The organism is Bradyrhizobium sp. LA6.1, from assembly GCF_040547805.1.
Lineage (GTDB): Bacteria > Pseudomonadota > Alphaproteobacteria > Rhizobiales > Xanthobacteraceae > Bradyrhizobium > Bradyrhizobium barranii.
The window spans coordinates 337,041-363,391 of the sequence record NZ_JBEPQK010000004.1; the positions used below are offsets into that span (position 1 = coordinate 337,041).

Sequence of the window (26,351 nt, forward strand, 5' to 3'; positions counted from 1 at the left end):
GATCAGGAGCCCGAGCCGAGGCACTTGTTGGTCTTGGTGTTGAAGTTGCCGCACTTCTTGCCGACCCAGTCGCCGACCAGGTCCTTGGAGCCATCGAGCTCCTTCGACCAGGCGTCGCCTGCGACAAGACCCGGGGTCTTCCACACCACGTCGAACTGGCCGTTGGCTTTGATTTCGCCAATGAACACCGGCTTGGTGATGTGATGGTTCGGAAGCATCTTGGAGGTGCCGCCGGTCAGGTTCTTGGCTTCGATGCCGGGCAGCGCGTCGATCACCTTGTCCGGATCGGTCGACTTCACCTTCTCGACCGCCTTGACCCACATGTCGAAACCGATGACGTGCGCTTCCATCGGATCGTTGGTCACGCGCTTCGGGTTCTTGGTGTAGGTCTGCCAGGCCTTGATGAACTTCTCGTTCTCGGGCGACTTGATCGACTGGAAGTAGTTCCAGGCGGCGAGATGACCGAGCAGCGGCTTGGTGTCGATGCCGGCGAGCTCTTCCTCACCCACCGAGAACGCGACCACCGGGATGTCCTTGGCCTTGATGCCCTGGTTGCCGAGCTCCTTGTAGAAGGGAACGTTGGCGTCGCCGTTGATGGTCGAAACCACCGCGGTCTTCTTGCCGGCCGAGCCGAACTTCTTGATGTCGGCCACGATCGTCTGCCAGTCGGAATGACCGAACGGCGTGTAGTTGATCATGATGTCTTCCTGGGCGACACCCTTCGACTTCAGGTAGGCCTCCAGGATCTTGTTGGTGGTGCGCGGATAGACGTAGTCGGTGCCCGCGAGCACCCAGCGCTTCACCTTCTCGTCCTTCATCAGATAGTCGACGGCGGGGATCGCCTGCTGGTTCGGCGCAGCACCCGTGTAGAACACGTTGCGCTCGCTCTCCTCGCCCTCGTACTGCACGGGGTAGAACAGGATGCTGTTCAGCTCCTTGAAGACCGGGAGCACGGACTTGCGCGACACCGAGGTCCAGCAGCCGAACACGACCGCGACCTTGTCCTTGGTGATCAGCTCGCGCGCCTTTTCGGCGAACAGCGGCCAGTTCGAGGCAGGATCGACCACGACGGCTTCGAGCTTCTTGCCGTTGACGCCGCCCTTCTTGTTCTGCTCGTCGATGAGGAAGAGGATGGTGTCCTTCAGCGTGGTTTCGCTGATGGCCATGGTGCCGGAGAGAGAATGAAGGACGCCGACCTTGATGGTGTCGTCCGCGGCCTTTGCGCCGGTCAATGAAGCCAGACCCATCATCAGTCCGGCGGTCGCGGCGAGAACGCCACGGCGGCTAAATGACGCCGCTATATCGTGAGTGGATTTGTTAAGCATGGATGTATCATCTCCCTGACGCAGACGTGAAAAAGACGCTGCGAAACGGCCCCACGGCCGCCTGCGATTAACGGAATCGCAAGAACCATGCCATGGGCTGGGCACATGCCAACCTATTGGTCAGATTATATAATTTCGCTGCAATCCAACTTTCGCCGCAGTCCATTTGCCCAAATCTTAGGCGAGTAAAATGTATGCCAATGCGGCAGACAGGTTATTTTTTAAGCAAAACAGCAACCCTGTCTAAATTTCCGGCATAACTATTTCTGCACTGCAATCGCGGTTTGAGGCCGCGTTGCCTTGAAACCGCCCCCTGAATGTTCCATATGGAGGTTCGAGACCTCTTGCGAATCAAGGGGTCGTAGCGAGCCGCGTGTTCTTAAGCCCTTTCCGGGCCTCTGGCTTGCCCCATCCCATCAAGCCATCCGACACCCCAAACACGCAGGTGTCCATTCGACACCCTTATTGCGCGTGCCCCGCTGATTGCGCCGGGCGCTCGCTTTCGACATGGAAAGAACCCATCTTTTGACTTCCTTTCAGGACTTCGGCCTTGCCGAACCCATCGCGCGTGCTCTCGCCGAAGAGAATTACGTCACTCCCACCCCCATCCAGGCCCAGACGATTCCCACGGCGCTGACCGGCCGCGACGTCGTCGGCATCGCCCAGACCGGCACCGGCAAGACCGCGTCCTTCGCGCTGCCGATCCTGCACCGCCTGCTCGAGAACCGGATCAAGCCGCAGCCCAAGACCTGCCGCGTGCTGGTGCTCTCGCCCACCCGCGAGCTGTCCGGCCAGATCCTCGACAGTTTCAACGCCTACGGCCGCCACATCCGGCTGTCCTCGACACTCGCCATCGGCGGCGTGCCGATGGGCCGCCAGGTTCGCGCGCTGATGCCTGGCCTCGAGGTCTTGGTGGCGACCCCCGGCCGGCTGCTCGACCTCGTGCAGAGCAACGGACTGAAGCTTGGAAGCGTCGAATTCCTCGTGCTCGACGAGGCCGACCGCATGCTCGACATGGGCTTCATCAACGACATCCGCAAGATCGTCGCCAAGCTGCCGATCAAGCGGCAGACGCTGTTCTTCTCGGCCACCATGCCGAAGGACATCGCCGAGCTCGCCGACGCGATGCTGCGGGATCCCGCCCGCGTTGCGGTCACCCCGGTGTCCTCGACCGCCGAGCGGATCAACCAGCGCATCATCCAGGTCGATTTCTCGGCCAAGCCCGCCTTCCTGACCAAGCTCCTGAAGGACGAGCCGGTCAATCGCGCGCTGGTCTTCACCCGCACCAAGCATGGTGCCGACAAGGTCGTGAAGACACTTGAGAAGGCTGGCATCGCCGCCAGCGCCATTCATGGCAACAAGTCGCAGAACCATCGCGAGCGGACGCTCGCCCAGTTCCGTTCCGGCGAGATCCGCACCCTGGTCGCCACCGACATCGCTGCCCGCGGTATCGATGTCGACGGCATCAGCCACGTCATCAATTTCGACCTGCCCAACGTGCCCGAGACCTATGTGCACCGCATCGGGCGCACCGCGCGCGCCGGCGCCGAGGGCACCGCGATCTCGCTGGTCGCCGGCGGCGAGGAACTCAGCTATCTCCGCGACATCGAGCGGCTGATCAAGGTAACGCTATCGCGTGAGGATCACCGCACCGATGCCGGGCGCCGCGATGCGGGCCCGCCCCCGCCGCAGCAACGACAGGGCCGGCCGGGCCGCCCGGGCCAGCGCCCGCAAGGCGCAAGGCATGGTGAGGGACGTCACACTGACGGACGACGCAGCGACGAAAGGCATGCCGACGGACGCCACCATAGCGCCGGCAAGCATGGCGACGGAAGGCCCGGCGAAGGTCGGCACGGTGACGGAAGGCATGTTGACGGACGTCCCGGTGGTAGCCAGAAGGTCTCGAAGGGGTCTCGCCGCCAACGGTCCGGTGGTAAGACGCATTCTTCCCCAACCGAGCGCCCGGAACAGCGTTCCGCGCATAGCGCCGGCAAGCCCGATGGGATACAAGGCGTGGCCTTTTTACGCCGCGAGAGTCGGCCGATGGGCCAACCGACCCGCAAACCCTATTCGCACTAGCCGTCCACGACCTGGAGAAATTCATGGCTAAGGAAGAGCTGATCCAGTTCGAAGGACTGGTCACCGAAATCCTCCCCGACGCGCGCTACCGCGTGCAGCTCGACGCCGGGCACGAGATCGTCGCCTACACCGCCGGCAAGATGAAGAAGAACCGCATCAAGACGCTGGCGGGTGACCGCGTGACCGTGGAAATGTCGCCCTACGACCTCGAGAAGGGCCGGCTGATTTTCCGCCACAAGGACGAACGTCCGAGTGGCGTGGGCGGGCCTCCCCGTCCCGGACAGCGCGGTGGCCAGTTCCGCCGCCGTTGATCCGCTTCCGGCATCTCGGCTGCGAAAGTAAAATTCTGACCTGTATGCTGATCCGCCGTGTCGATCGCGGCGGATCAAAAAATCGTGCACGTCAGGATTGTTTTGGTGCCTTAATTCCAATAAAATCACTCATCGATTTTCGGCCGGACGACATTGGCATCCACCGGTACAGCCGGTTCAGACACGCTGACGACCCTTCCAGAAACTCGATCTAACCCGCCTGCGAAAGTAGGCTTCGACACTGCACATCTGAGAAGGAACTACCCCGTGAGCATGGGAACCGTGAAGTGGTTTAACGCGACCAAGGGCTTTGGCTTCATCCAGCCCGACGATGGCGGCCAGGACGTCTTCGTACACATCAGCGCCGTCGAGCGCGCCGGTCTCGGCACGCTGCGTGAAGGTCAGAAGGTCTCTTACGAGATCGTGGCCGACCGTCGTTCCGGCAAGTCGGCAGCGGACAACCTCCGCGCCGCCGGTTGAGCCCACGGGCCTTTGGCCCGGACGGCTCTAGCGAACAAGCAAAAGGAAAAGGCCGTGCGCAACGCACGGCCTTTTTTCATGTCCGAAAGAGCGGATGGACTCAGCAGGTCGTACCGGCCGCATCCGCGCTGTCGTAGACGCAACTGGACGACGCGTCGGTCTTGCCAGTTCGTCTTGCCAGTTCGTCTTGCGAGTTCGTCCTGCTAGTTCGTTTTGGCGGCCGCGCCGGCATTGCCGCTGGCGTTGTTGCTCAACGAACCGGCCTGGCTCATCGTGTTGTTGAAATAGTTGTCGCTGTCGCCGAGCGTCACGCGGCGCTGGCACAGCGGCATGCAGCTGTAGGACTCGCGCTCGACCCCGCGATAGACGGTGACGAGCCGGTCGCTCGGACCTTCGACCTGGATCTGACGGTCGACCAGGATCTCACCGCCCCGATCAAGTGCGATGAAATTGGTGGCACCATAGCCCTTCCCGGTCACGACGATCATGCCGCCGGGCTGGAGCGTGACGTCGGCGATCAGGGGATTGCCGACCACGATGGTCGCCACCTTGCCGGGCAGCCGGACCAGCTTGGCCTGGTCGACATTGACGGCGATGGTGTCGGCGGTCGCCTCGGCAAGGCTGGCGGCCGGCGATGCCAGCACCGCAGCCGCAACCAGAAGACAAACGCGCGCACGACGGCGCAGCAACTCTTTACGCATACTCTTACCCCCGGGACGTCACAAACCGGCAGAAGCGATTCGATACACAGCGGAGCCGGTGCCCGACCCGGCTAACCTGCCCTTAATTCGTGAACGTTCCGCAAACTCGCCGACTATTGTTTGAACGGACTGGGCGTTTTGCTGCCTCGGAAGATCCCTTACTGGCGGAACGGATAGGCGAGCTGGCCTCCGATCTCCTTCGGCATGGTCGCTTCGTCCTTGCCGTAGTCCTGCGGCAGTTTCCCCTCCGGCATGCGGAAGGTGCCGAACAGCACGTCCCAGATCGGAAACGTCCCGGCAAAATTGGTGTCACCGCCCTCTTCGAGCGCGGTGTGGTGCCAGCGGTGGAACACCGGCGTCGCCAGCACATATTTGAACGGCCCGAAGGTCCAGTTCAGGTTGGCGTGCACGAAGGCCGAATGGAAGGTGGTGAACGGACCGAGCCAGATCATGACGTTCGGGGAGATGCCGGCCATCAGCAGCACGACGTCGACGCCGATCGTCCCGAGCATGAGATTGACGGGATGGAAGCGGGCCGCGGAAATCCACCCGATCTCCTCCGACGAATGATGGATGGCGTGGTACTTCCAGAATCCGCCGTCGTGGAACAGCCGGTGCAGCCAGTACAGCATGAAGTCAGACAGCACCAGGAACAGGATGGCCTGGACCCACAGCGGCAACTGCGCCAGCGGGCCATGGCCATTGTCGTAGAAGGCGATCAGGTCGTCGGCGTCGTGGATGTTGAAGATGGCACCGGCACCGACGATCAGGAGTCCGATCCGCATGGTGCGGGCGAACACCGGAACGAAGAACCAGTAGCAGATGTCGGTGAGGATCTCGCGCTTGCGCCACCACGGCGCGCCGGGATTGCAGGCCCAGAAATGCTCGAGCACGGTGAAGACCGCCGCGAGCACGAAGGTGACGGGGACCATCTTCTGGATGGTCTCGCCGAGCATCAAGGCGACTTGCATGGGCAGGCTCGACATCGTCGCCTCTCTTCCAAACTTCTGATCCCGCTTAGGCCTACTCCCCGAAATTTAAGGGAGGGTGAAGTCCACGGCTCGCTCGGGGCGCATTTGGAACAGGAAGAATTTCGATTGCGTCCTTAAGGCCAAATTCACTCTGGGCAAAAGCATCGGGCTGGAAGCGGGTTTGCCCGATCGAATTAACTCTACCGAAAGAGCTCGGATCTCATGTTTATCGCGTCAAGCACAGCGCCGAACGAGGCGATCACACCCCAGACGGAGTTTAGTTCATGAAGAACCTGATTGCGCGTTTCGCGAAGGATGAATCCGGCGCCACCGCCATCGAATACGGCCTGATTGCCGCCGGCATCGCACTGGCCATCATCACCGTCGTCAACAACCTCGGCAGCTCGCTGAACACCAAGTTCGGCTCGATCAGCTCCTCGCTGAAGTAAGCAACCGACCAACGACGGCAAAAGCCCCGGACCTCCGGGGCCTTTGTTTTTCCGAATGCGGCGAGTTCCAGTGGCGTTGCGCGAGTACAGAACGAAAGCCGCGGTTGCGGCGAGCGAGGCGGAGGCGGTCGAGACCTCTTCGCCGGCGTACTGGGTTTGCCTTGCGCTGCTGCTCGCGACAGCCGTCCTCGCCGCGCGCATCGCCAGCATCTGGTGAGTGCGCCTCCGGCAGATTCCTGCTCGTGGCGCCGCTACCGCCGTTGTCGGTTTGTTTAGCACTGCCGGCTAGCATGCGGCGACACCCCGATCCCGCGATGAACCCAAGCTCAAGACGCCGCCCATGATCCTCGACCTTGCGCGCCTTCTGCTCTTCCCGGCCCTGATGGCCTTCGCCGCCGCGAGCGATCTCTTCACGATGACCATCTCGAACCGCGTGTCGCTGGCGCTGATCGCGGGCTTCTTCGTGCTCGCGTTCGCCGGTGGCATGGCACCTTACGAGATGCTGAGCCATGTCGGCGCCGGCGCACTGCTCCTCGTTGTGGCCTTCGGCTGCTTTGCGATGGGCTGGATGGGCGGCGGCGATGCTAAGGTCGCGGCTTCGGTCGCGCTCTGGTTCGGCTTCGCGCAATTGATGGATTTCCTGCTCTATGCTTCGCTGTTCGGCGGAGCCCTGACGCTGCTCCTGCTCCAGTTCCGGCAATGGCCATTGCCTTACGGGCTGGCGGGCCAGGCCTGGCTGGCACGGCTGCACGACAAGGAGAGCGGCATTCCTTACGGCATCGCGCTCACGCTCGGCGCGCTGATGGTCTATCCGGAGACCGAATGGGTGAAGGCGATCGACCTCACTCACCTCGCACTGCGCTGAACGCACCGGGTAAGCCGGCGTTAAGCCGATTTAGATACGCCTCATTAACCATGCTTTGACGAATAGCTGGTCAACTGCCGATTACGGCGGCGGCTGCGTCGCGGCGTTTTGTGGAAAGTGAAGCGTATGAATAGGGCACGCATTGTCGTCCTGACGGTCGCCATCTGCGCCGGCGGTGTCGCCGCGTACCTGGCGAGCGGCTCGGACTCTGCGCCGCCACCGGCGGCTCCGGTCGCGCAGCTTCCGACCGTCGACGTCCTGGTCGCCAAGAACGACATCGGCCTCGGCCAGACCGTGAAGCCGGAAGACGTGCAATGGCAGACCTGGCCGGCTGCGACCGCGAGCTCCACCTTCATCCGCCGCAACGAGCGCCCCGAGGGCGCAACCCAGGTCATCGGCTCGATCGCCCGCGCGCCCTTCATCCAGGGTGAGCCGATCCGCGACCAGAAGCTGGTCAGGGCCGAAGGCTCCGGCTTCATGGCGGCGATCCTGCCGACCGGCATGCGCGCGATCTCGACCGAGATCTCGCCGGAGACCGGCGCGGGCGGCTTCATCCTGCCCAACGACCGCGTCGACGTGCTTCTGACGCGCCGCCTCAAGAACGCCGACCAGGGCGCCGGCGCCCAGGACATCGTCACGTCCGAGATCATCCTGGCCAACGTCCGCGTGCTGGCCATCGACCAGGCGCCGAAGGAAAAGGACGGCCAGAACGCCGTGGTGGGCAAGACCGTCACGCTCGAGCTCAATCCCGCGCAGACGGCGACGCTCTCCGCGGCCCGGCAGAGCGGCACGCTGTCGCTTGCGCTGCGCAGCATCGCCGACGTCAAGATGAGCGAGATCACGCTCGATGATTCCGCGAAGCGCGATGGCGTTTCGATCATTCGCTACGGCATCCCAAGCGCGACGGCGAAGGCACGATGAGGACTGTCGATATGAAATGCAGGGCAGATTTGGCGACGATGCGAACCTCAATGGTCCGCGCCCTGTCGTTTTCGGCCGCCTTCGCGCTGACGCTCAACCCGGTGCTCACCCCGGCGATCGCCGCCGACTACCGCCCCGTGGCGCAGGTCGCGGCCGACGGCCAGATGAACGCGCGCTTCCTCTCGCTCGGCGTCGGCAAGTCGATCGTGATCGACCTGCCGCGCGACATCAAGGACGTGCTCGTCGCCGATCCCAAGATCGCCAATGCGGTGGTCCGCTCGTCGCAGCGCGCCTACATCATCGGCGCCTCGGTCGGCCAGACCAACATCGTGTTCTTCGATTCCGCCGGCCAGCAGATCGCGGCCTATGACATCGCGGTCAAGCGCGACCTCAACGGCCTGCGCGCCGCGCTCAAGCAGGTCCTGCCCAATTCCGACATCCAGATCGACGGCCTCGGCGACGGTGTCGTCCTGACCGGCTCGGCGGCGAACCCGCTGGAAGCGCAGCAGGCCAATGATCTCGCCGCGCGCCTCGCCGGCGGCGCCGAAAAGGTGGTGAACTCGATCGTGGTCCGCGGCCGCGACCAGGTCATGCTGAAGGTGACCGTCGCCGAAGTCGCGCGCACCATCATCAAGCAGCTTGGCATCGATCTCACCGCGAACCTGAACTACGGCACCTCGGTGGTGAGCTTCACCAACTCCAACCCCTTCACGGCTCTTGGCAAGAATCTGGTGGACGGCAACGCCCTGACCACGAAGTTCGGCGCGACGCCGTCGGTGCAGGCGACCCTGCGCGCGATGGAGAGCGCCGGCGTGATCCGGACGCTGGCCGAGCCGAACCTGACCGCGATCTCCGGTGAGTCCGCGACCTTCATCGCCGGCGGCGAATTCCCGGTACCGGCGGGCTATGCATGCGATCCCACCACGCATGTCTGTACCACCCAGATCAGCTTCAAGAAGTTCGGTATCTCGCTCAACTTCACCCCCATCGTGCTGAGCGAGGGCAAGATCAGCCTGCGCGTGATGACCGAGGTCTCGGAACTGTCGAACGAAAATTCGATCACGCTGTCGCAGGCCGTGACCTCGAACTCGGTGAACTCGCTGACGGTGCCCTCGATCAAGACCCGCCGCGCCGAAACCTCGCTCGAAATTCCCTCCGGCGGCGCGATGGCCATGGCCGGCCTGATCCAGCAGCAGACCAAGCAGGCGGTCAGCGGGTTGCCGGGACTGATGCAGCTCCCGATCCTCGGCACGCTGTTCCGCAGCCGTGACTTCGTCAACAACGCGACCGAGCTGGTGGTGATCGTGACACCTTATGTCGTTCGCGCCGCGTCGCCAAAGGACCTGTCGCGGCCGGATGACGGCTTCGCCGCGCCTGCAGACCCGCAGGCCGAGCTGCTCGGCAATATCAACCGCATCTACGGCGTGCCCGGCCGGACCGAACCGGCCAAGAACTACCGCGGCACCTACGGCTTCATTACCGACTGAGGCGGAACGGGGATTTCACGATGATCACAGCACCACCCCAGATTCGCAAACGCGCCATCCGTTTCGGTGGCGCGCTCGTCGGCATGGCGCTCGCCCTCGGCGGCTGCCAGCACAACGAAGCGGTCACGGCCTCCATCCCCGACGATTACAAGCAGCGCCATCCGATCGCGATCGAGGAGCAGAACCGCTCGATCGTCGTCTTCGTCGGCCATGCCCGCGGCGGATTGACCGCCGCCCAGCGCGCCGACGTGATGGGCGTCGCCTCGGCCTGGCTGCACGAAGGCACCGGCGCCATCCGCATCGACGTGCCGTCCGGCACGCCCAATGCGCGTCCGGTCGCGGACACGATGCGCGAGATCCAGGCGATGCTGGCGGGCGCGGGCGTTCCGCCGCGCGGCGTCAACATTCGCCCCTACCAGCCGGAAGACAGGCGCTTCCTGCCGCCGATCCGGCTCACCTATTCCAAGATCGCCGCGGTCGCCGGTCCCTGTGGCCTGTGGCCGGACGACATCGGCCCCTCGATGAAGAACAAGAGCTGGTTCGAGAACAAGGACTATTACAATTACGGCTGCGCCTATCAGCGCAACATGGCGGCGATGATCGACAATCCGTCGGACCTCGAGCAGCCGCGGCCTGAAACGCCGTCCTATACGGCGCGTCGCACCACGGCCTTCGAGAAGTATCGCAAGGGAACGACGACGGCGACCACCTATCCTGAGGCCGAAAAGGCCAAACTCAGCGACACCGGCAAATGATCAGCTACGCTCGCCAGACGCAACAAGAGCAGTCCGAGGCGCCGACGCCGGTCGAGGAGCATATTGCTCCCTCACCGCGCGTGTCGGTCCAGGCTTTCTGCGAGACCGTCGAGACCGCTGCCGCGGTGCAGTCGGCCGGCGAAGACCGTCGTCTCGGCAAGGCCCATCTGAAGATCCAGATGGGCGGCATGGCGGCCGCGATCGAAGCCTACCGCTCGGCGCCGACGCCGAACGTGATCGTGCTCGAGAGCGACGGCCGCAACGATCTTCTGACCGGCCTCGACCATCTCGCCACGGTCTGCGACGCCGGCACCCGCGTAGTCGTGATCGGCCGCATCAACGACGTCACGCTCTACCGCGAGCTGGTGCGCCGCGGCGTCAGCGACTACGTGCTCGCGCCGGTCGGCGCGATCGACGTCGTGCGCTCGATCTGCAACCTGTTCTCGGCGCCCGAAGCCAAGGCGGTCGGCCGCATCATCGCCGTGGTCGGCGCCAAGGGCGGCGTCGGTGCGTCCACCATCTCCCACAACGTCGCCTGGGCGATCGCGCGCGACCTCGCAATGGACTCGGTCGTCGCCGATCTCGACCTCGCCTTCGGCACCGCCGGGCTCGACTACAACCAGGACCCGCCGCAAGGTATTGCGGATGCCGTGTTCTCGCCGGATCGCGTCGACACCGCCTTCATCGACCGCCTGCTGTCGAAATGCACCGACCATCTCAGCCTGCTGGCGGCGCCGGCGACGCTCGACCGGGTCTATGATTTCGGCACCGACGCGTTCGATGCCGTGTTCGACACGCTGCGCTCCACCATGCCCTGCATCGTGCTCGACGTTCCGCATCAATGGTCGGGCTGGACCAAGCGCGCCCTGATCGGGGCGGACGACATCCTGATCGTGGCGGCGCCTGATCTCGCCAATTTGCGCAACACCAAGAACCTGTTCGATCTGCTGAAGGCCTCGCGGCCCAACGATCGGCCCCCGCTCTACTGCCTAAACCAGGTCGGCGTCCCGAAACGGCCCGAAATTGCCGCCGCCGAGTTCGCCAAGGCGATCGAGAGCCAGCCGGTCGTCTCGATCCCGTTCGAACCGCAGATCTTCGGCTCGGCCGCCAACAACGGCCAGATGATCGCGGAGATCTCCGCCAACCACAAGTCGATCGAAATGTTCCTTCAAATCGCCCAGCGCCTGACCGGCCGCAGCGAGACGAAGAAGCAAAAGTCTTCCTTGCTTTCACCGCTGATTGACAAGTTGCGGGGAAAATAAGCCGCCGCATGGAGTTGTTAAGTGTTCGGTAAGCGTAGCGGAACAGACACCGATACTCGGGCTCCCAAGCCCGGCGCCGTGTCGCCAGAGCCTGCCCAGGCTCCGGCGCCCGCGGTGTCGCGCGCGCCGCCCCCGCCGGCCGTCGCCTCGCCCCCGCTTGCGCCCGCGCGGCCGGCGCCGGCCATGGAATCCCGCCGCTCGGACAATTACTACGAGGTCAAGGCGACGATCTTCGGTGCGCTGATCGAGGCCATCGACCTCGCCCAGCTCGCCAAGCTCGACTCCGAGTCCGCGCGCGAGGAAATCCGCGACATCGTCAACGAGATCATCGCGATCAAGAATATCGTGATGTCGATCGCCGAGCAGGAAGAGCTGCTCGACGATATCTGCAACGACGTTCTCGGCTACGGCCCGCTGGAGCCTCTGCTGTCGCGCGACGACATCGCCGACATCATGGTCAACGGCGCCGACACCGTCTACATCGAGGTCGCCGGCAAGATCCAGCGCACCGGCATCCGCTTCCGCGACAACCAGCAGCTCCTCAACATCTGCCAGCGCATCGTCAGCCAGGTCGGCCGGCGCGTCGACGAATCCTCGCCGATCTGCGATGCGCGCCTTGCCGACGGCTCCCGCGTCAACGCCATCGTGCCGCCGCTGTCGATCGACGGGCCCACGCTCACCATTCGAAAATTCAGGAAGGACAAGCTGACGCTGGATCAGCTGGTCAGGTTCGGCGCGATCTCGCCGGAGGGCGCGGAAATCCTCCAGATCATCGGCCGCGTCCGCTGCAACGTGCTGATCTCCGGCGGCACCGGCTCCGGCAAGACCACGCTGCTCAACTGCCTGACCAACTACATCGAGCACGACGAGCGCATCATCACCTGCGAAGACGCGGCCGAGCTCCAGCTCCAGCAGCCGCACGTGGTACGACTGGAAACCCGTCCGCCCAACATCGAGGGCGAAGGCCAGGTCACCATGCGCGAATTGGTGCGCAACTGCCTGCGTATGCGCCCCGAACGCATCATCGTCGGCGAAGTCCGCGGACCCGAGGCGTTCGACCTGCTCCAGGCCATGAACACCGGCCATGACGGCTCGATGGGCACGCTCCACGCCAACAATCCGCGCGAAGCACTGTCGCGCTGCGAATCCATGATCACGATGGGCGGCTTCTCACTGCCCTCGCGCACCATCCGCGAGATGATCTGCGCTTCGATCGACGTCATCGTCCAGGCCGCGCGCCTGCGCGACGGCTCGCGCCGCATCACGCACATCACCGAGGTGATGGGCATGGAAGGCGACACCATCATCACCCAGGACATCTTCCTCTACGACATGGTCGGCGAGGACGCCAACGGCAAGATCATCGGCCGGCACCGCTCGACCGGCATCGGCCGCCCGAAATTCTGGGAGCGTGCGCGGTATTACGGCGACGAGAAGCGCCTTGCCGCTGCACTCGATGCGGCGGAAGTCGCGCCGAAGACATGAGCAGATCGGCGCAGCCATGAATATGCAGGTCCTTGCCCTCGCCTTCCTCGCCACTGCCGCCGTCGGCGGCATCGCCTGGGTGTTCCTTTATCCGCTCCTTTCCGGAGAACGGAAGGCGGAAAACCGCCGTGCCTCGATCGCGCGCGCCGATGCGCCCGCGGCCAAGCAGACCGAAAAGAGCCAGCGGTCGCGCCGCGAGCAGGTCGAGACGTCGCTCAAGGATCTCGAGGCGCGGCGCCAGCAGGAGAAGAGCGTTCCGCTCGGTGTTCGCCTGTCGCAGGCAGGGCTCGACTGGACGCCACAGAAATTCTGGATCGTGTCCGCCGTCGTGGCGGGAGTGCTGTTCGCGGCCGCCATGTTCGTCGGCGGCGGCCTGCTTGGCGCCGCCGGCCTTGCCTTTGCCGGCGGCTTCGGCCTGCCACGCTGGGCGCTGGGCTTCCTGAAGAAGCGACGCGAAAACAAATTCCTGGCGGCGCTGCCCGATGCGGTCGACGTGATCGTTCGCGGCATCAAGGCGGGCCTGCCACTGTTCGAATCGATCAAGGTCGTCGCCGCCGACTCGCCTGAGCCGCTGCGCAGCGAGTTCCTGGCCATCATCGAGACCCAGGCGATCGGCATGCCGCTCGGCGAGGCCTGCTCGCGTCTCTACGAGCGCATGCCGCTGCCGGAAGCCAACTTCTTCGGCATCGTCATCTCGATCCAGCAAAAATCCGGCGGCAACCTCTCCGAAGCGCTCGGCAACCTCTCCAAGGTGCTGCGCGACCGCAAGAAGATGAAGGAAAAGATCCAGGCGATGTCGATGGAGGCCAAGGCCTCGGCCGGCATCATCGGTTCGCTGCCGCCGATCGTGATGTTCCTCGTCTATCTCACGACTCCGCACTACATCTCGCTGCTTTGGACCCATCCGACCGGCCAGCTCATGCTGGTCGGCTGCGTCGTCTGGATGTCGATTGGCATCATGGTGATGAAGAAGATGATCAATTTCGATTTCTAACGGTGCCGTATGGTCGAATTCCTCGTTTCGAAACTGCATGATGTCCGCTTCATGACCATGCTGCTGGCGGCCATCGCCGCCAGCGCCACCGTCTATACGCTGGTGATGCCGCTTTTCGCCGGCGAAGGCCTCGCCAAGCGCATGAAGGCGGTGGCGAGCGAGCGCGAGCGTATCCGCCAGCGCGAGCGCGAGCGCCTCAACAAGAGCGAGAAGGTCTCGCTGCGCCAAACGCCGAAGCAGGTCGTCTCCCGGGTCGTCGAGGACTTCAACCTCACCAAATGGCTCGCGCAGGAAGCCGCGCGCGACAAGCTGATCATGGCGGGCTATCGCGGCCAGGCGCCCTACATCACCTTCCTCTTCGCCCGCATGGTGGCTCCGCTCGTGCTGTTCGTCGGCTCGATCATCTACGTGTTCCTGATCGCGCATATGCAGCAGTCGATGCCGATCAAGATCGGCATCTGCATCGGCGCGGCCTATCTCGGCCTTCAGGCGCCCATGCTGTTCCTCAAGAATGCGATCTCCAAGCGCCAGCTATCGATCAAGCGCGCCTTCCCCGATGCGCTCGACCTGCTCCTGATCTGCATCGAATCCGGCATGTCGGTCGAAATGGCGTTCCGGAAGGTCGCTACCGAAATCGTGGGCCAGTCGATCGCGCTGTCCGAGGAGTTCACGCTGACCACGGCCGAGCTGTCCTATTTGCAGGATCGCAAGGTCGCCTATGAGAACCTGGCGCGGCGCACCGGGCTCGAGGGCGTCAAGTCGGTGTGTCTCGCGCTTCAGCAGGCGGAGCGCTACGGCACCCCGCTCGGGCATTCCTTGCGCGTCATGGCGCAGGAAAACCGCGACATGCGCATGAACGAGGCCGAGAAGAAGGCCGCCGCGCTGCCGCCGAAGTTGACGGTGCCGATGATCCTGTTCTTCCTGCCGGTGCTGTTCGTCGTCATTCTCGGACCGACCGGCATCAAGATCAGCGAGCTGCACTGACGTCGAGACGCGGACCGCGCGCGGTCCGCCGGCAGCTTCAGGATTGCGAGATCAGGCTCTGATCAGTCGGACTGGCTGAGCGAGGCGACCGGCGTCCGCTTCGGTGCGCCACGCGGAGCGTCGCTGCGGCTCAGCATTTCCTTCAGGTAAGCGACATTGGCCGCGGCCTGGTCCGGCGGCAGGTCGGCCTTCACGATCGTCTCGGCTTCGGCGAAGCGGCCCTGGAGACCGACGACGAGGCCGAGATTCTGCCGCACCCGGGTACTGGCACGCGGCGAGGCGTAGGCCTGCCGCAACGCCTCTTCGGCCTTCGGCAGGTCCTTCGACAACATGTAGGACAGGCCGAGATTGGAGAGCACGCCGGGATCGCCCGGTGCGATCCTCAGCGCGCTCGCATAATAGGAACGCGCCTCGTCGTGGCGGCCCATCTGATCGAGCGCGGTGCCCTGCACCGAGAGCAGGCGCCAGTCCGGATTGTCGGGCGAGTGCGCCTTCGACAGCACATCGAAGGCTTGCTGAAAATTGCCGTTGTCGGCGAGCGCGCGGCCATACTGCGCGAGCAGCGCCTTGTTGCCGGGATTGGCGATGGTCGCCTGCTCGAGCACGGCGGCGGCCTGGGCGCGCTGGCCGTTGGCGCGCAAGGCCTGGCCGTAGCCGAGCGCCGCGTCGGCGTCCTTGGGATTGGCACGGTAGCGCTCGCCATAGACGTCGACGGCGCGCGCGGGATCGGCGGGGGCGGCTTCCGTCCGCGGCCCGACAGAGCCTGTGACGTCGGAGAGTTTCGACATGGCCGTGCAGCCGCCGAGGCCCATGGCCACTGCCGCCACCAGCGAAGTGGACGCGAGAAGCCGGGCAAGACTGAACCGTTGACGCATGACGCTTTTGACTCACGAGCCGATTGATCGAGCCGAACGCGCCAGCAATAGACTGTTAACCCTAACGGCGGGTTAACGTCAGCCTGGCTGCCCCTCACGGCGGTGTCTGCGGCGGCGGCTCGCCACCGAGGGCCAGCTCGAGACCGAGCACCTTCACCGGCTCGTTCAGGTCGTGCAGCAGCAATTGCAGCCGCCGCGCCTGGGCAACATCGACGCCCGCGCTCGGCATCCCGGGCCATTCGCGCCGGAAGTCGTCGCGATTGACCAGCCGCTTCGCAAGCAGCTCGTCGAGCTGAACATCGTCAATGCCGAGCACGTCGGCGCAGTGCTCGATCAAGCGGCGCAGCAACAACTTCACCGCGGCCAGCGCCTCGGCGTCATCCCTGCGCTCCGATCTCGCGAACTTGCCCCCGATATCGGCCCAGACCCATGAGGTGACGAGATAGGCGTGGAGCGCGCTCGGCCAATCCACCTCGCCGTCGGCATAGAAAGCGCGGCGCATCAGCAGCCGGCGGGCCTGTGCGACAACTTGATCACGCTTCAGCATCGCACATGAGGCGATCTCGATGGCCGACTGGACGGCGGGATCGCGGGAAAAATCCCGTCCTGCCGGCAACCTGATGACGCCGTCCGGCAGGTTCGAGTCGAGCAGCCCGAAGGTGCCGTCGTTGCGCGGCCGCGAATAGCGCGTGATCGCGAACTGGTGCTCCGTTCGACCGGCCTGGGACGATGCGCCAAAATGAATGATGTTGAAGCCGGCATCGTCACCGGCCTGCCCGGTCGAGGACGGACAGGAGAGCACGTAGATCGTACGCCAGAAGGCTTCGCCGCTCGCGCTCCGCGTGGCACGCGGATCCGGGATCGAATAGCGGGTGAGCCCCTCGACATGCCGGTGTCCGTGCAGGACCAGATTGACGTTGAGCGACGTCGCCGCCTCGAGGAACGTTGCGGGCGCTGCGAGATACATCAGCGGCTCGTCGGGCACGCCGAGAAACCGCTTTCCTTCGCCGGTGGCCTGCGGCAGCGGATGATGATGCAACGCCAGCACGCGCACCAGGTTTTCCGCCGGCTCGGCATAGTCGGCGCGCCCCACGGATCCCATGCTGCCGGCGAGCTCGATGCTCAGCCGGGCGGAATCCGCAACAAGCGCGCTGTAGGCGCTCTCGTCGATATTGCCGCTCGCGAGCGTCGAGAGGCTCGCGCGGTTGGAGTCGAGCAGCACCAGATCGAGGCCAGCCTGGCGGTAATAGACGCTCTTCGAGCTCCGCGGCAGATGCAAATAATCATAGACGTCGTGGCGGCCCGCGCGCTGGCTCAGGCGCTTGACGTCGTGATTGCCCGCGACCGCCTGGATGTCGGTGAACAGTCCGGTCTGCCGGAAGGACGCGATGACGGCGAGCGCTTCGTCCAGCGCGCGCGGCGTCGGGTCGTCCACGAGGTCACCCGTGATCAGCAGAATGCGATCGGGAACGTCCGCGAAATCCGCCATCGCCTCACGGATTGCGGCACTGAGCGCCTCGGTCGTCGCCAGCAGCCGGCCTGACCCGTCCAGATGCAGGTCGGAAATCTGCGCAATAACGAACGCTCTATCCATTTTGCGCCGCTCATTTGCGAATGCTGCGCCGCCCAAACGATGAGAAGAATGCTTTCGACGAACAGGTTTGGCCGGATATCAAGCCGGCCCGCCGCGTTGTTGCGCTCGGCAGAACCGCACGGCACAATCTAAAATATCCATCAATAATGCCACAACCGCGGCGCTAGTAAAGCCCCGCGGCCGCGCGCTCGTGAACGGCAGTTCTCAGCATGGGTACGAGATCCGCCCGGCGATGGTTTCGCTCACCCGATCAATATTCGATGGCAAGCCGCTTGCGGATTTCGTCGATGCGCTTGTCGAGCGCATCGAACCGCGCGTGGACGGAGCGGTCGTGGAGATAGAAGACGTAACCGCCGGCAAGGAATGCGAAGATCCAGTGATGATGCTCGACATAACCAAAAATCGCCTCGACGACCTGGCCGATGAATGTGACCACGCTCCACACAAATTCCATTGCAGTTTCCTCCCGGCAGGCCTCGTCTTCGGCCGCCGGTCATCTCCTGCACACTTTCCCAGTCGATCCGGCGGCCGTTGCCGGAACCTAGCATGGGCCCCTTGCGGCGAGTAGCGGGTCGCTGAACGGTGACAGCAAAGCCGATTGCAGCCGCGGCGAAACTCTGCGAAGTCTCGTCCGTTCGCATGACCTGCTTGATCTGACGATCCGGACCCGCCAATGCCTTCTGTCTTCGAGACATCGCCCACCGCCATCCCGATCACCTTCGTCACCAAGTCGAGCTGGGATCAGGTCGCCGAGAAATTGCCGCCGGTGCAGCGCCAGTTCGCCGCCGCGAGCGCCTTTGCCGCCAAGCCGGGCGGCTATCTCGCGCTGCCCGCCCCGGACGGAGCGATCGCGCAAGTGCTGTTCGGACTCGAGGACGAGGGCGCGAGATCACGCGACCTGTTCCGGCCGGGCGCCCTGCCTGGCCTGCTGCCGCCGGGCATCTATCACTTTGCCAATGCCCCCCACGATGCGCGGTTGGCGTCGCTCGCCTTTGCACTCGGCAGCTACCGCTTCGCCCGCTACCGCAAGGCTGACCGCCCCGCCGTCCGGCTGGTACCGCCCGATGGCGTCGACGCGGCCGAGATCAATCGCATGGCGGATGCCGCGATGCTGGCGCGCGATCTCATCAACACGCCGGCTAACGACATGGGCCCGGAAGAGCTCGCCGCGGCCGCGCAAGCGCTCGCCACGGAATTCGGTGCGAGCTTTGCCTGCACCATCGGCGAGGATCTGAGGACGAATTTTCCACTGATCCACGCCGTCGGCATGGCCTCCGACCGCGCGCCGCGGCTGATCGACATCGTCTGGGGCGATCCGGCCGATCCCAAGGTGACGCTGGTCGGCAAGGGCGTCTGCTTCGACACCGGCGGGCTCGACCTCAAGCCGTCGAGCGGCATGCTGATCATGAAGAAGGACATGGGCGGTGCCGCCAACGTGCTGGCGCTCGCGCGCATGGTGATGGATGCGAAGCTCAAGGTCCGCCTGCGCGTGCTGATTCCGGCGGTCGAAAATGCCGTCTCCAGCAATGCCTTCCGGCCGCTCGACATCTTCACCTCGCGCAAGGGCATCACGGTCGAGATCGGCAACACCGACGCGGAGGGCCGGCTCGTGCTCGCCGACGCGCTGGCGCTGGCCGACGAGGAAAAGCCGGACCTTCTGATCGATTTGGGCACGCTGACTGGCGCGGCGCGCGTCGCGCTGGGGCCGGATTTACCGCCCTTTTACACCAATGATGAGACGCTGGCCGCCGACGTCGCGCGTTGCGCGGCGAAGGAGAACGATCCGTTGTGGCGCATGCCGCTGTGGCCGCCTTACGATGCGTGGCTGGACTCCAAGACCGCCACCATCACCAACGCACCCTCCGGCGGCTTTGCCGGCTCGATCACCTGCGCGCTGTTCTTGCAACGGTTCGTCGAGCAGGCAAAGAGCTGGCTTCATGTGGATATTTACGGCTGGACCCCGTCGGCGAAGCCGGCGCGGCCCGAAGGCGGCGAATGCCAGGCCGCGCGCGCCATCTACACATTACTGAGCGAGCGCTATGCATGATCCAGCACACGATCCAAGGCTGACACCGGCGCGCGGCGACCTCGCCGCGAAATATCTCGAAGGCAAGGTGCAAGCCGACCGCTTCGTCACGGGCGAGGAATTCGAGGTCTTCGAGGCGATCGCACCCGTGCGCGAGCAGCCGTCGTCGAACGCGATGCTGATGACGGAGGCGCTGCGCGGCGAACGCGTCACGGTCTACGATCGCAATGGCGAGGGCTGGGCCTGGGGCCAGCTTGGTGGCGATGGTTATGTCGGCTGGCTGCCTGATGCAGCGCTGATGAAGCCATCGGCCGCCCCGACCCACAAGGTGAGCGCGCTCCGGACATTCGCCTTCCCCGGTCCCTCGATCAAGCTGCCGCCGGCCGGCACGCTCGCGCTGGGCTCGAAGATTGCGGTGGTGCGCGAGGACGGCAGCTTCGCCGTGACGCGCGACGGACAATATCTGCCGAAGGCCCATCTCGCCCGGCTCGATCATCGCGAGCCGGACTTCGTCGCGGTCGCCGAGCGCTTCGTCGGCACGCCCTATCTCTGGGGCGGCAAGAGCAGCCTCGGTATCGATTGCTCCGGACTCGTGCAGGTCTCGCTGACAGCAGCAGGCATCGGCTGCCCGCGCGACAGCGACATGCAACAGGCAGGGCTCGGCCGCGCGCTGGAGCCGCATGAGCGGACCAAGCTGCAACGCGGCGATCTCATTTTCTGGAAGGGACATGTCGCCATCGTCCGCGATGGCAGCACCATGGTTCACGCCAACGCCCATCACATGGCAACCGCGATCGAGGCGACCGAACCGGCGATCGCGCGGATCAAGGCAGCAGGCAGCGAAATCGTCACGATCAAGCGGCTGTAGCACGACTTCGTGGGATGGGTAGAGCGCAGCGAAACCCATCGTTCTCACCACGCGCTGCGATGCGATGGGTTTCGCTTCGCTCTACCCATCCGACTGAAGACTAGGTCGCCACCGCCCCGTTCCCCGCCGTCTCCAGCCGGAACGCCGCCGCGAAGAGCGCGCGCGTGTAATCCGTCTTCGGGCTCTTGAACAGTTCGGCGGCCTGTCCCTCCTCGACCACCTTGCCGCCGCGCATCACGATGAGATGGCTGGCGAGCGAGGCGACGACGCGCAAATCGTGCGAGATGAACATGTAGGTGAGATCGCGCCTGCGCTGGAGTTCCCGCAAGAGGTCGACCATCTGCGCTTGAATCAGCATGTCGAGTGCGCTGGTCGGCTCGTCCAGCACGACGAAATCCGGCTCCAGCACCACCGCGCGCGCGATGCTGATGCGCTGGCGCTGGCCGCCGGAAAATTCATGCGGATAGCGATAGCGGGTGTCCGCCTTCAACCCGACGTCCTCGAGTGCCTTGACGACGCGCTCCTCACGCTCCTCGCGCGACAGCTTTGGCTGGTGCACGGTGAGGCCCTCGGCGATGATGTCGGCAACCGACATGCGCGGGCTGAGCGAGCCGAACGGATCCTGGAACACGATCTGCATGTCGCGCCGGAAGGGGCGCATCTCCTTGAAGCGCAGGCCCTGGATATCTTTGCCGAGGAACACGATGCGCCCGTTCGAGGAAATCAGCCGCATCAGGGCGAGCCCGAGCGTGGTCTTGCCCGAGCCGGACTCGCCGACAACGCCGAGCGTCTCGCCCTTGCGTACGGCAATGCTGACGCCGTCGACCGCCTTGATGTGGCCGACCGTCTTGCGCATCAGGCCGCGCTTGATCGGAAACCAGACCTTCAAATCATCGGCGGACATCACCACCGGTGCATTCGGCTGCGGCGGCGCCGGATCGGGCTTCGGCTCCGCCGCGAGCAGGTCGCGCGTATAGGGATGGTTCGGGGTCCTGAAGACCTGCTCGACCGGCCCCTGCTCGACGATCTCACCGCCCTTCATGACACAGACTTGGTCGGCGATGCGGCGCACGATGCCGAGATCGTGGGTGATGAACAGCAGGCTCATGCCGAGCCGTGAGCGAATTTCCGCGAGCAGCGTCAGGATCTGCGCCTGCACGGTGACGTCGAGCGCCGTGGTCGGCTCGTCCGCGATCAAGAGGTCCGGCTCGTTGGCGAGCGCCATCGCGATCATCACGCGCTGGCGCTGACCACCGGAGAGCTGGTGCGGATAGCTGTTGAGCCGCGTTTCAGGCTCGGGAATGCCGACCTGCGTCAGCAGTTCCAGCGTCCGCTTGCGCGCCTCGGCATTGCTGGTCGGATTGTGGAGCTGGATGATCTCGCCAATCTGCGCCTCGATCGTGTGCAACGGATTGAGCGAGGTCATCGGTTCCTGGAAGATGATGGAGATATCGCTGCCGCGAATCTCCCGCATCTGCTGCTCGGACTGGTCGATCAGCTCCCGCCCCTTGAAGCGGATGCTGCCCGAGGGATGCGAGGCATTCGGATAGGGCAGGAGCTTCAGGATCGAGAGCGCGCTGACCGACTTGCCGGAACCGGACTCGCCGACCAGTGCGACGCATTCGCCGCGCTTGATCTGGAACGAGACCTTGTCGACCGCGAGCGTGGTGGCGCCGCCCTGGTGGAAGGCCACCGAGAGGTCGCGGACGGCAAGCAGGGGCTGGTTGATCGCGTCCATCACGCCCTCACTTGAACGTCTTGCGCGGATCGAAGGCGTCGCGCACGGCTTCGCCGATGAAGATCAAGAGCGACAGCATGATCGCGACCGAGAAGAAGCCGGAGAAACCAAGCCAGGGCGCCTGCACGTTGGACTTGCCCTGCGACAGCAGTTCGCCGAGCGACGGCGAGCCGGGCGGCAACCCGAAGCCGAGGAAATCGAGGGCCGTGAGCGTCATGACCGACGAGGAGACGATGAACGGAAGGAACGTCATCGTCGCGACCATCGCGTTCGGCAGCAGATGCTTGAACATGATCACGGCGTTCGACACGCCGAGGGCGCGCGCGGCCTGGATGTACTCGAAATTGCGCCCGCGCAGGAACTCCGCGCGCACGAGCCCGACCAGCGACACCCAGGAAAACAGGAGCAGGATGCCGAGCAGCACGAAGAAGCCAGGCACGAGCACCGACGAGAGGATCAGCAAGAGGTAGAGCGAAGGGATCGCAGTCCATATCTCGATGAAACGCTGGAACAACAGATCGACCCAGCCGCCGAAATAGCCCTGCACCGCGCCGGCCGCGATGCCGACGACGGAGGAGACAATGGTCAGGCACAGGCCGAACAGCACCGAGATACGGAAACCGTAGATCAGGCGCGCAACCACGTCGCGGCCCTGATCGTCGGTGCCGAGCCAGTTGTATTCGAGGTCGCGGCAGCTCTTGAGGCCCTTCTTCTCGACGACAGGCTTGCACTGCGCCTCCGTCAGCATCCAGGTCGGCGGCGACGGCGCCGGCGTCGGCAGGTCGAGATTGTGGGTGTCGTAGGAATAGCGGATCAGCGGCCAGACGATGCTGCCACCCTTGTCCTTGATCAGCTTCTGCAAATAGGGATCGCGGTAGTCGGCCGCCGTCTCGAAGTCGCCACCGAAGGTCGTCTCGGAATAGGTGACGAAGGCCGGCCAGTAGAGATGGCCGTCGTACTTGATCAGGAATGGCCGGTCATTGGCGATCAGCTCGGCAAACAGCGACACCACGAACAGGATCATGAAGATCCAGAACGACCAGTAACCGCGCCGGTTCGCCCTAAAATTCTGCCAGCGCCGCCGGTTGAGCGGAGATGGCACGAACGGCTTGCGTGTGATCGGCACGGCATCGCCGAGCGGCGACTTTGCGGTGGTTTCGATCGGGGTCGGGGCGGTCAGTGTCATCAGACCTCCCGTGCCTCGAAATCGATCCGCGGATCGATCCACATGTAGGTCAGGTCAGAGATGAGGTTGATCACGAGGCCGACAAGCGAAAAGATGAAGAGCGTGCCGAACACCACGGGATAGTCGCGGTTGAGAACGCTCTCGAAACTGAGCAGTCCGAGCCCATCCAGTGAGAAGATGGTCTCGATCAGAAGCGAGCCCGAGAAGAAAGCGTGAATGAAGGTGCTGGGAAAGCCCGCGATCACGATGAGCATCGCGTTGCGGAAGACGTGGCCATAGAGCACCCGATTCTCGCTGCAGCCCTTTGCGCGCGCGGTCATCACGTATTGCTTGCGGATCTCATCCAGAAACGAGTTCTTGGTCAGGAACGTCATGGTGGTGAACGCGCCGAGCCCCATGGCGATCAGCGGCAGCGTCAAATGCCAGAAGTAATCGATGATCTTCCAGTACCAGGGAAATTGCGACCAGCCGTCTGACGTCAGTCCGCGCAATGGGAACCAGTTGAAGAACGAGCCCCCGGCGAACAGGATGATCAGGAGGATCGCGAACAGGAAGCCGGGAATCGCGTAGCCGAGCACGAGCACGCTCGACGTCCAGGTATCGAAGCGCGTTCCGTCCTTGACTGCCTTCCGGATGCCGAGCGGAATCGAGATCAGGTAGGTTAGCAGCGTCAGCCAGATGCCAAGCGAGATCGAGACCGGGAGCTTTTCCTTGATCAGCTGGAGCACGCTGACATCGCGAAAATAGCTGTTGCCGAAATCGAAGCGGGCGAAATTCCACACCATCAGCGCGAAGCGTTCGGGGGCCGGCTTGTCGAAGCCGAATTGCTTCTCCAGCTTCTTGATGAAGTCAGGGTCCAGGCCCTGCGCGCCGCGATATTTCGAATTGATGGCGTCGCCACCAGCGCCCAGCTGACCGGGCGCGCGCTGAGCGAAATCACCGCCGCCCGAGATGCGCGAGCTGCCGCCGGTGTCGGCGCCCGAGAGCTGCGCGACGACGCGCTCGACCGGGCCGCCCGGCGCGAATTGCACGACGACGAAGGAGACGAAGAGGATCCCGAGCAGGGTCGGGATCATCAGGAGGATGCGGCGGGCGATATAGGCGCTCATGATTATTTCGCCTGCTCGAGCTTGGTCGCCTTGGCGGCATCGAACCACCAGTTCTCCGGCGCACCGACGCCTTGCGCATATTTCGCCGGCTTGTCGGGATGGCTGAACTGGTCCCAATAGGCCACGCGATGAAAGTTTGCGTACCACTGAGGCACCCAGTAGCGCCCGGCCCGGAACACGCGATCGAAGGCGCGGCAGGCCGTGGTCAGCTCCGCCCTGGTCTGGGCGGCAATGATCTTCTCGATCAGCGCGTCGATGATCGGATCGGAGATGCCGGCGAGATTGTAGGAGCCTTTGGTCTTGGCCGCCTGGGAGGAGAAGAACGCCCGCATGGCGTCGCCGGGCGTCGCCGACATCGAGAAGCGTTGGATCGTCATGTCGAAATCGAAATCCTCGAGCCGCGCGCGGTACTGCACGGCATCGACCAGGCGAAACGTGGCGTCGATGCCGAGCGTTGCGAGGTTCTTCAGGTACGGCCCGTGATGCGGCTGGATCGACTGCTCGTCGTTCAGGAACTCGATCGTGAAAGGCTCGCCATTGGGCAGCACCCGCTTGCGATCCTTGACGACGTAGCCCGCCTCGTTGAGCAGCTCGCCCGCCTTGCGCAGCAGGCTGCGGTCCTGTCCCGATCCGTCCGACACCGGCGGCACGAAAGGCTGGCCGAACACTTCGTCAGGCACCTTGCCGCGGAAGGGCTCGAGCAGCGCGAGCTCTTCGGGCGAAGGCGGGCCTGATACCATCATGTCGGAGTTCTGGAATGGCGAGTGCGTGCGCGCATAGGCGCCGTACATGATCGACTTGTTGGTCCATTCGAAGTCGAAGGCGTAGGTCAGCGCCTCCCGCACGCGCGGATCCTTGAACTTGTCGCGGCGGATGTTGATGAACCAGCCCTGCGCACCCGACGGGGTCTCGTCCGGCAGCTGCTCGCGCTTGACCCGGCCGTCCTTGATCGCCGGGAAATCATAGCGTGTGGCCCAGATGCGCGAGGTGAGCTCCTCGCGGAACAGATAGTTCTTGCCGGTGAAGCCTTCGAAGGCAACGTCGCGGTCGCGGTAGAATTCGTAGCGCACCGTGTCGAAATTGTAGCTGCCGCGGCAGACCGGCAGGTCGGCGCCCCACCAGTCCTTGACGCGCTCATATTCGACATAGCGGTTCACCTCGAACCTGCCGACCTTGTACGGGCCGGAGCCCAGCGGCGTATCGAGCGTCGATTCATCGAAGGCGCGCGTGGCATAATAGGCCTTCGAGAAGATCGGCAGGCTTGCGACATAGAGCGGCACGTCGCGCGCGCGGTTCGGCGCGAAGGTGACGGCCACGGTGGCGTCGTCCAGCGCCTCGGCCTTCACGAAATCGCGGAGCTGCACGACGATCAGCGGATGGCCCTTCTCCTTCAGCGTGTTGAGCGAGAAGGCGACGTCATGCGCGGTGAGCCGGGAGCCGTCGTGGAAGCGGGCCTCGGGCCGTATCGTGAAGGTGTAGGTCAGCTTGTCCGGCGAGATTCGCACCGATTTCGCCGCAAGCCCGTACATCGCGTCGGGCTCGTCATTGGCCCGCGCCATCAACGGCGCGAAGGTCATGTCCATACCCTGCGCACCTTCGCCCTTCAGGATGTAAGCGTTGAGCGAAGAGAACGTGAAGTAGGACTGGTTGTAGGCCCGCACCGAGGGAATGAGCGAGAACGCGCCGCCCTTCGGCGCGTCGACATTGACGTAGCCGAAATGGTGGAAATCGGCGGCATATTTGAGATCGCCGAAGGCCGAGATGCCGTGCGCCTCGGTCCCCGCTTCGGATGCGCGCGCGCCATGTAGCAGCGGTGCGCCGAGGGACACGCCGACGGCGCTACCGACACCCAAGACCAGCACATGGCGGCGTGACATCTGCGTCAT

At 64.2% G+C, this 26,351-nt stretch carries 25 protein-coding genes; 15 read left to right on the forward strand and 10 right to left on the reverse strand.

Features of this window, described 5'->3' with window-relative positions; translation table 11 throughout:
- Nucleotides 1-2: 2 nt before the first annotated feature.
- Nucleotides 3-1,325 carry an urea ABC transporter substrate-binding protein gene (gene urtA, locus ABIB99_RS12185; RefSeq protein ID WP_063980975.1) on the reverse strand — a complete coding sequence of 441 codons (1,323 nt, stop codon included), beginning with the start codon at nt 1,323-1,325 and terminating at the stop codon, nt 3-5.
- 507 nt (nt 1,326-1,832) lie between these two features.
- Between urtA and ABIB99_RS12190 the strand changes: the two genes are divergently transcribed.
- The 3 genes from ABIB99_RS12190 (at nt 1,833) to ABIB99_RS12200 (ending at nt 4,195) form a co-directional block, all read left to right on the forward strand.
- Nucleotides 1,833-3,404, forward strand: a complete 1,572-nt coding sequence (locus ABIB99_RS12190) for a DEAD/DEAH box helicase (protein ID WP_354119973.1) — start codon at nt 1,833-1,835, stop codon at nt 3,402-3,404.
- A 23-nt stretch (nt 3,405-3,427) separates the two neighbouring features.
- Nucleotides 3,428-3,715, forward strand: a complete 288-nt coding sequence (gene infA, locus ABIB99_RS12195; RefSeq protein ID WP_008131890.1) for a translation initiation factor IF-1 — start codon at nt 3,428-3,430, stop codon at nt 3,713-3,715.
- Between the two features lie 267 nt (nt 3,716-3,982).
- Nucleotides 3,983-4,195, forward strand: a complete 213-nt coding sequence (locus ABIB99_RS12200) for a cold-shock protein (RefSeq protein WP_028148374.1) — start codon at nt 3,983-3,985, stop codon at nt 4,193-4,195.
- 203 nt (nt 4,196-4,398) lie between these two features.
- Here the strand turns inward: ABIB99_RS12200 and ABIB99_RS12205 are convergent, their stop codons facing one another.
- Both ABIB99_RS12205 and ABIB99_RS12210 read right to left on the reverse strand, forming a co-directional pair.
- On the reverse strand, nt 4,399-4,896 hold the full coding sequence (locus tag ABIB99_RS12205; RefSeq protein WP_354175937.1) for a pilus assembly protein N-terminal domain-containing protein: 498 nt from the start codon (nt 4,894-4,896) through the stop codon (nt 4,399-4,401).
- Nucleotides 4,897-5,054: 158 nt separating this feature from the next.
- Nucleotides 5,055-5,882, reverse strand: a complete 828-nt coding sequence (locus tag ABIB99_RS12210) for a sterol desaturase family protein (protein WP_063980972.1) — start codon at nt 5,880-5,882, stop codon at nt 5,055-5,057.
- A gap of 269 nt (nt 5,883-6,151) precedes the next feature.
- On the opposite strand from ABIB99_RS12210, the gene ABIB99_RS12215 reads away from it, so the two are divergent.
- The 10 genes from ABIB99_RS12215 to ABIB99_RS12260 all read left to right on the forward strand — a co-directional run bounded on the left by ABIB99_RS12215 (nt 6,152) and on the right by ABIB99_RS12260 (nt 15,069).
- Entirely contained in the window at nt 6,152-6,316 is a 165-nt protein-coding gene (locus ABIB99_RS12215; protein WP_014498224.1) for a Flp family type IVb pilin, read from the forward strand.
- Nucleotides 6,317-6,386: 70 nt separating this feature from the next.
- The gene (locus ABIB99_RS12220; protein WP_247302212.1) at nt 6,387-6,533 is read left to right on the forward strand and encodes a hypothetical protein; all 147 of its coding nucleotides are present in this window, start codon (nt 6,387-6,389) and stop codon (nt 6,531-6,533) included.
- 123 nt (nt 6,534-6,656) lie between these two features.
- Nucleotides 6,657-7,181 (forward strand): A24 family peptidase, encoded by a 525-nt coding sequence (locus ABIB99_RS12225; RefSeq protein ID WP_354175939.1) that lies wholly within the window; start codon nt 6,657-6,659, stop codon nt 7,179-7,181.
- A 126-nt stretch (nt 7,182-7,307) separates the two neighbouring features.
- Nucleotides 7,308-8,102: a Flp pilus assembly protein CpaB gene (gene cpaB, locus ABIB99_RS12230; RefSeq protein WP_063980971.1), complete on the forward strand. Its 795-nt coding sequence runs from the start codon at nt 7,308-7,310 to the stop codon at nt 8,100-8,102.
- Nucleotides 8,103-8,113: 11 nt separating this feature from the next.
- Entirely contained in the window at nt 8,114-9,589 is a 1,476-nt protein-coding gene (locus tag ABIB99_RS12235; RefSeq protein WP_063986077.1) for a type II and III secretion system protein family protein, read from the forward strand.
- Between the two features lie 20 nt (nt 9,590-9,609).
- The gene (locus ABIB99_RS12240; RefSeq protein ID WP_085401884.1) at nt 9,610-10,344 is read left to right on the forward strand and encodes a CpaD family pilus assembly protein; all 735 of its coding nucleotides are present in this window, start codon (nt 9,610-9,612) and stop codon (nt 10,342-10,344) included.
- The gene (locus ABIB99_RS12245) at nt 10,341-11,606 is read left to right on the forward strand and encodes a CpaE/TadZ family protein (RefSeq protein WP_063980969.1); all 1,266 of its coding nucleotides are present in this window, start codon (nt 10,341-10,343) and stop codon (nt 11,604-11,606) included. The genes ABIB99_RS12240 and ABIB99_RS12245 overlap by 4 nt, the downstream gene beginning before the upstream one ends.
- Nucleotides 11,607-11,627: 21 nt before the next feature.
- Nucleotides 11,628-13,091: a TadA family conjugal transfer-associated ATPase gene (locus ABIB99_RS12250; RefSeq protein ID WP_071916702.1), complete on the forward strand. Its 1,464-nt coding sequence runs from the start codon at nt 11,628-11,630 to the stop codon at nt 13,089-13,091.
- A gap of 16 nt (nt 13,092-13,107) precedes the next feature.
- Nucleotides 13,108-14,085, forward strand: coding sequence for a type II secretion system F family protein (locus ABIB99_RS12255; protein ID WP_063980967.1), 978 nt, complete (start codon nt 13,108-13,110; stop codon nt 14,083-14,085).
- A gap of 9 nt (nt 14,086-14,094) precedes the next feature.
- Nucleotides 14,095-15,069, forward strand: a complete 975-nt coding sequence (locus ABIB99_RS12260) for a type II secretion system F family protein (RefSeq protein WP_063980966.1) — start codon at nt 14,095-14,097, stop codon at nt 15,067-15,069.
- Between the two features lie 62 nt (nt 15,070-15,131).
- Here the strand turns inward: ABIB99_RS12260 and ABIB99_RS12265 are convergent, their stop codons facing one another.
- The 3 genes from ABIB99_RS12265 to ABIB99_RS12275 all read right to left on the reverse strand — a co-directional run bounded on the left by ABIB99_RS12265 (nt 15,132) and on the right by ABIB99_RS12275 (nt 17,992).
- Complete coding sequence (locus ABIB99_RS12265) at nt 15,132-15,944, reverse strand: tetratricopeptide repeat protein (RefSeq protein ID WP_231143899.1); 813 nt, start codon at nt 15,942-15,944, stop codon at nt 15,132-15,134.
- Between the two features lie 94 nt (nt 15,945-16,038).
- A complete protein-coding gene (locus tag ABIB99_RS12270) occupies nt 16,039-17,538 on the reverse strand; it encodes a metallophosphoesterase family protein (RefSeq protein WP_354175942.1) in 1,500 nt (499 codons plus the stop codon).
- Between the two features lie 250 nt (nt 17,539-17,788).
- On the reverse strand, nt 17,789-17,992 hold the full coding sequence (locus tag ABIB99_RS12275; protein ID WP_063980964.1) for a hypothetical protein: 204 nt from the start codon (nt 17,990-17,992) through the stop codon (nt 17,789-17,791).
- Nucleotides 17,993-18,211: 219 nt separating this feature from the next.
- On the opposite strand from ABIB99_RS12275, the gene ABIB99_RS12280 reads away from it, so the two are divergent.
- The gene (locus ABIB99_RS12280; protein ID WP_063980963.1) at nt 18,212-19,585 is read left to right on the forward strand and encodes a leucyl aminopeptidase family protein; all 1,374 of its coding nucleotides are present in this window, start codon (nt 18,212-18,214) and stop codon (nt 19,583-19,585) included.
- A complete protein-coding gene (locus ABIB99_RS12285) occupies nt 19,578-20,432 on the forward strand; it encodes a C40 family peptidase (protein WP_063980962.1) in 855 nt (284 codons plus the stop codon). Before ABIB99_RS12280 ends, ABIB99_RS12285 begins: the two co-directional genes overlap by 8 nt.
- A 100-nt stretch (nt 20,433-20,532) precedes the next feature.
- Here ABIB99_RS12285 and ABIB99_RS12290 read toward each other — a convergent pair whose 3' ends face one another.
- Genes ABIB99_RS12290 through ABIB99_RS12305 form a run of 4 tightly spaced genes read right to left on the reverse strand, consistent with a single transcriptional unit; the run spans nt 20,533 to nt 26,351 of the window.
- Nucleotides 20,533-22,170 carry an ABC transporter ATP-binding protein gene (locus ABIB99_RS12290; protein WP_063980961.1) on the reverse strand — a complete coding sequence of 546 codons (1,638 nt, stop codon included), beginning with the start codon at nt 22,168-22,170 and terminating at the stop codon, nt 20,533-20,535.
- A gap of 7 nt (nt 22,171-22,177) precedes the next feature.
- Nucleotides 22,178-23,356 carry an ABC transporter permease gene (locus ABIB99_RS12295; protein WP_063980960.1) on the reverse strand — a complete coding sequence of 393 codons (1,179 nt, stop codon included), beginning with the start codon at nt 23,354-23,356 and terminating at the stop codon, nt 22,178-22,180.
- Nucleotides 23,356-24,465, reverse strand: coding sequence for a microcin C ABC transporter permease YejB (locus tag ABIB99_RS12300; protein ID WP_354175943.1), 1,110 nt, complete (start codon nt 24,463-24,465; stop codon nt 23,356-23,358). The genes ABIB99_RS12295 and ABIB99_RS12300 overlap by 1 nt, the downstream gene beginning before the upstream one ends.
- A 2-nt stretch (nt 24,466-24,467) precedes the next feature.
- A complete protein-coding gene (locus ABIB99_RS12305) occupies nt 24,468-26,351 on the reverse strand; it encodes an extracellular solute-binding protein (RefSeq protein WP_063986075.1) in 1,884 nt (627 codons plus the stop codon).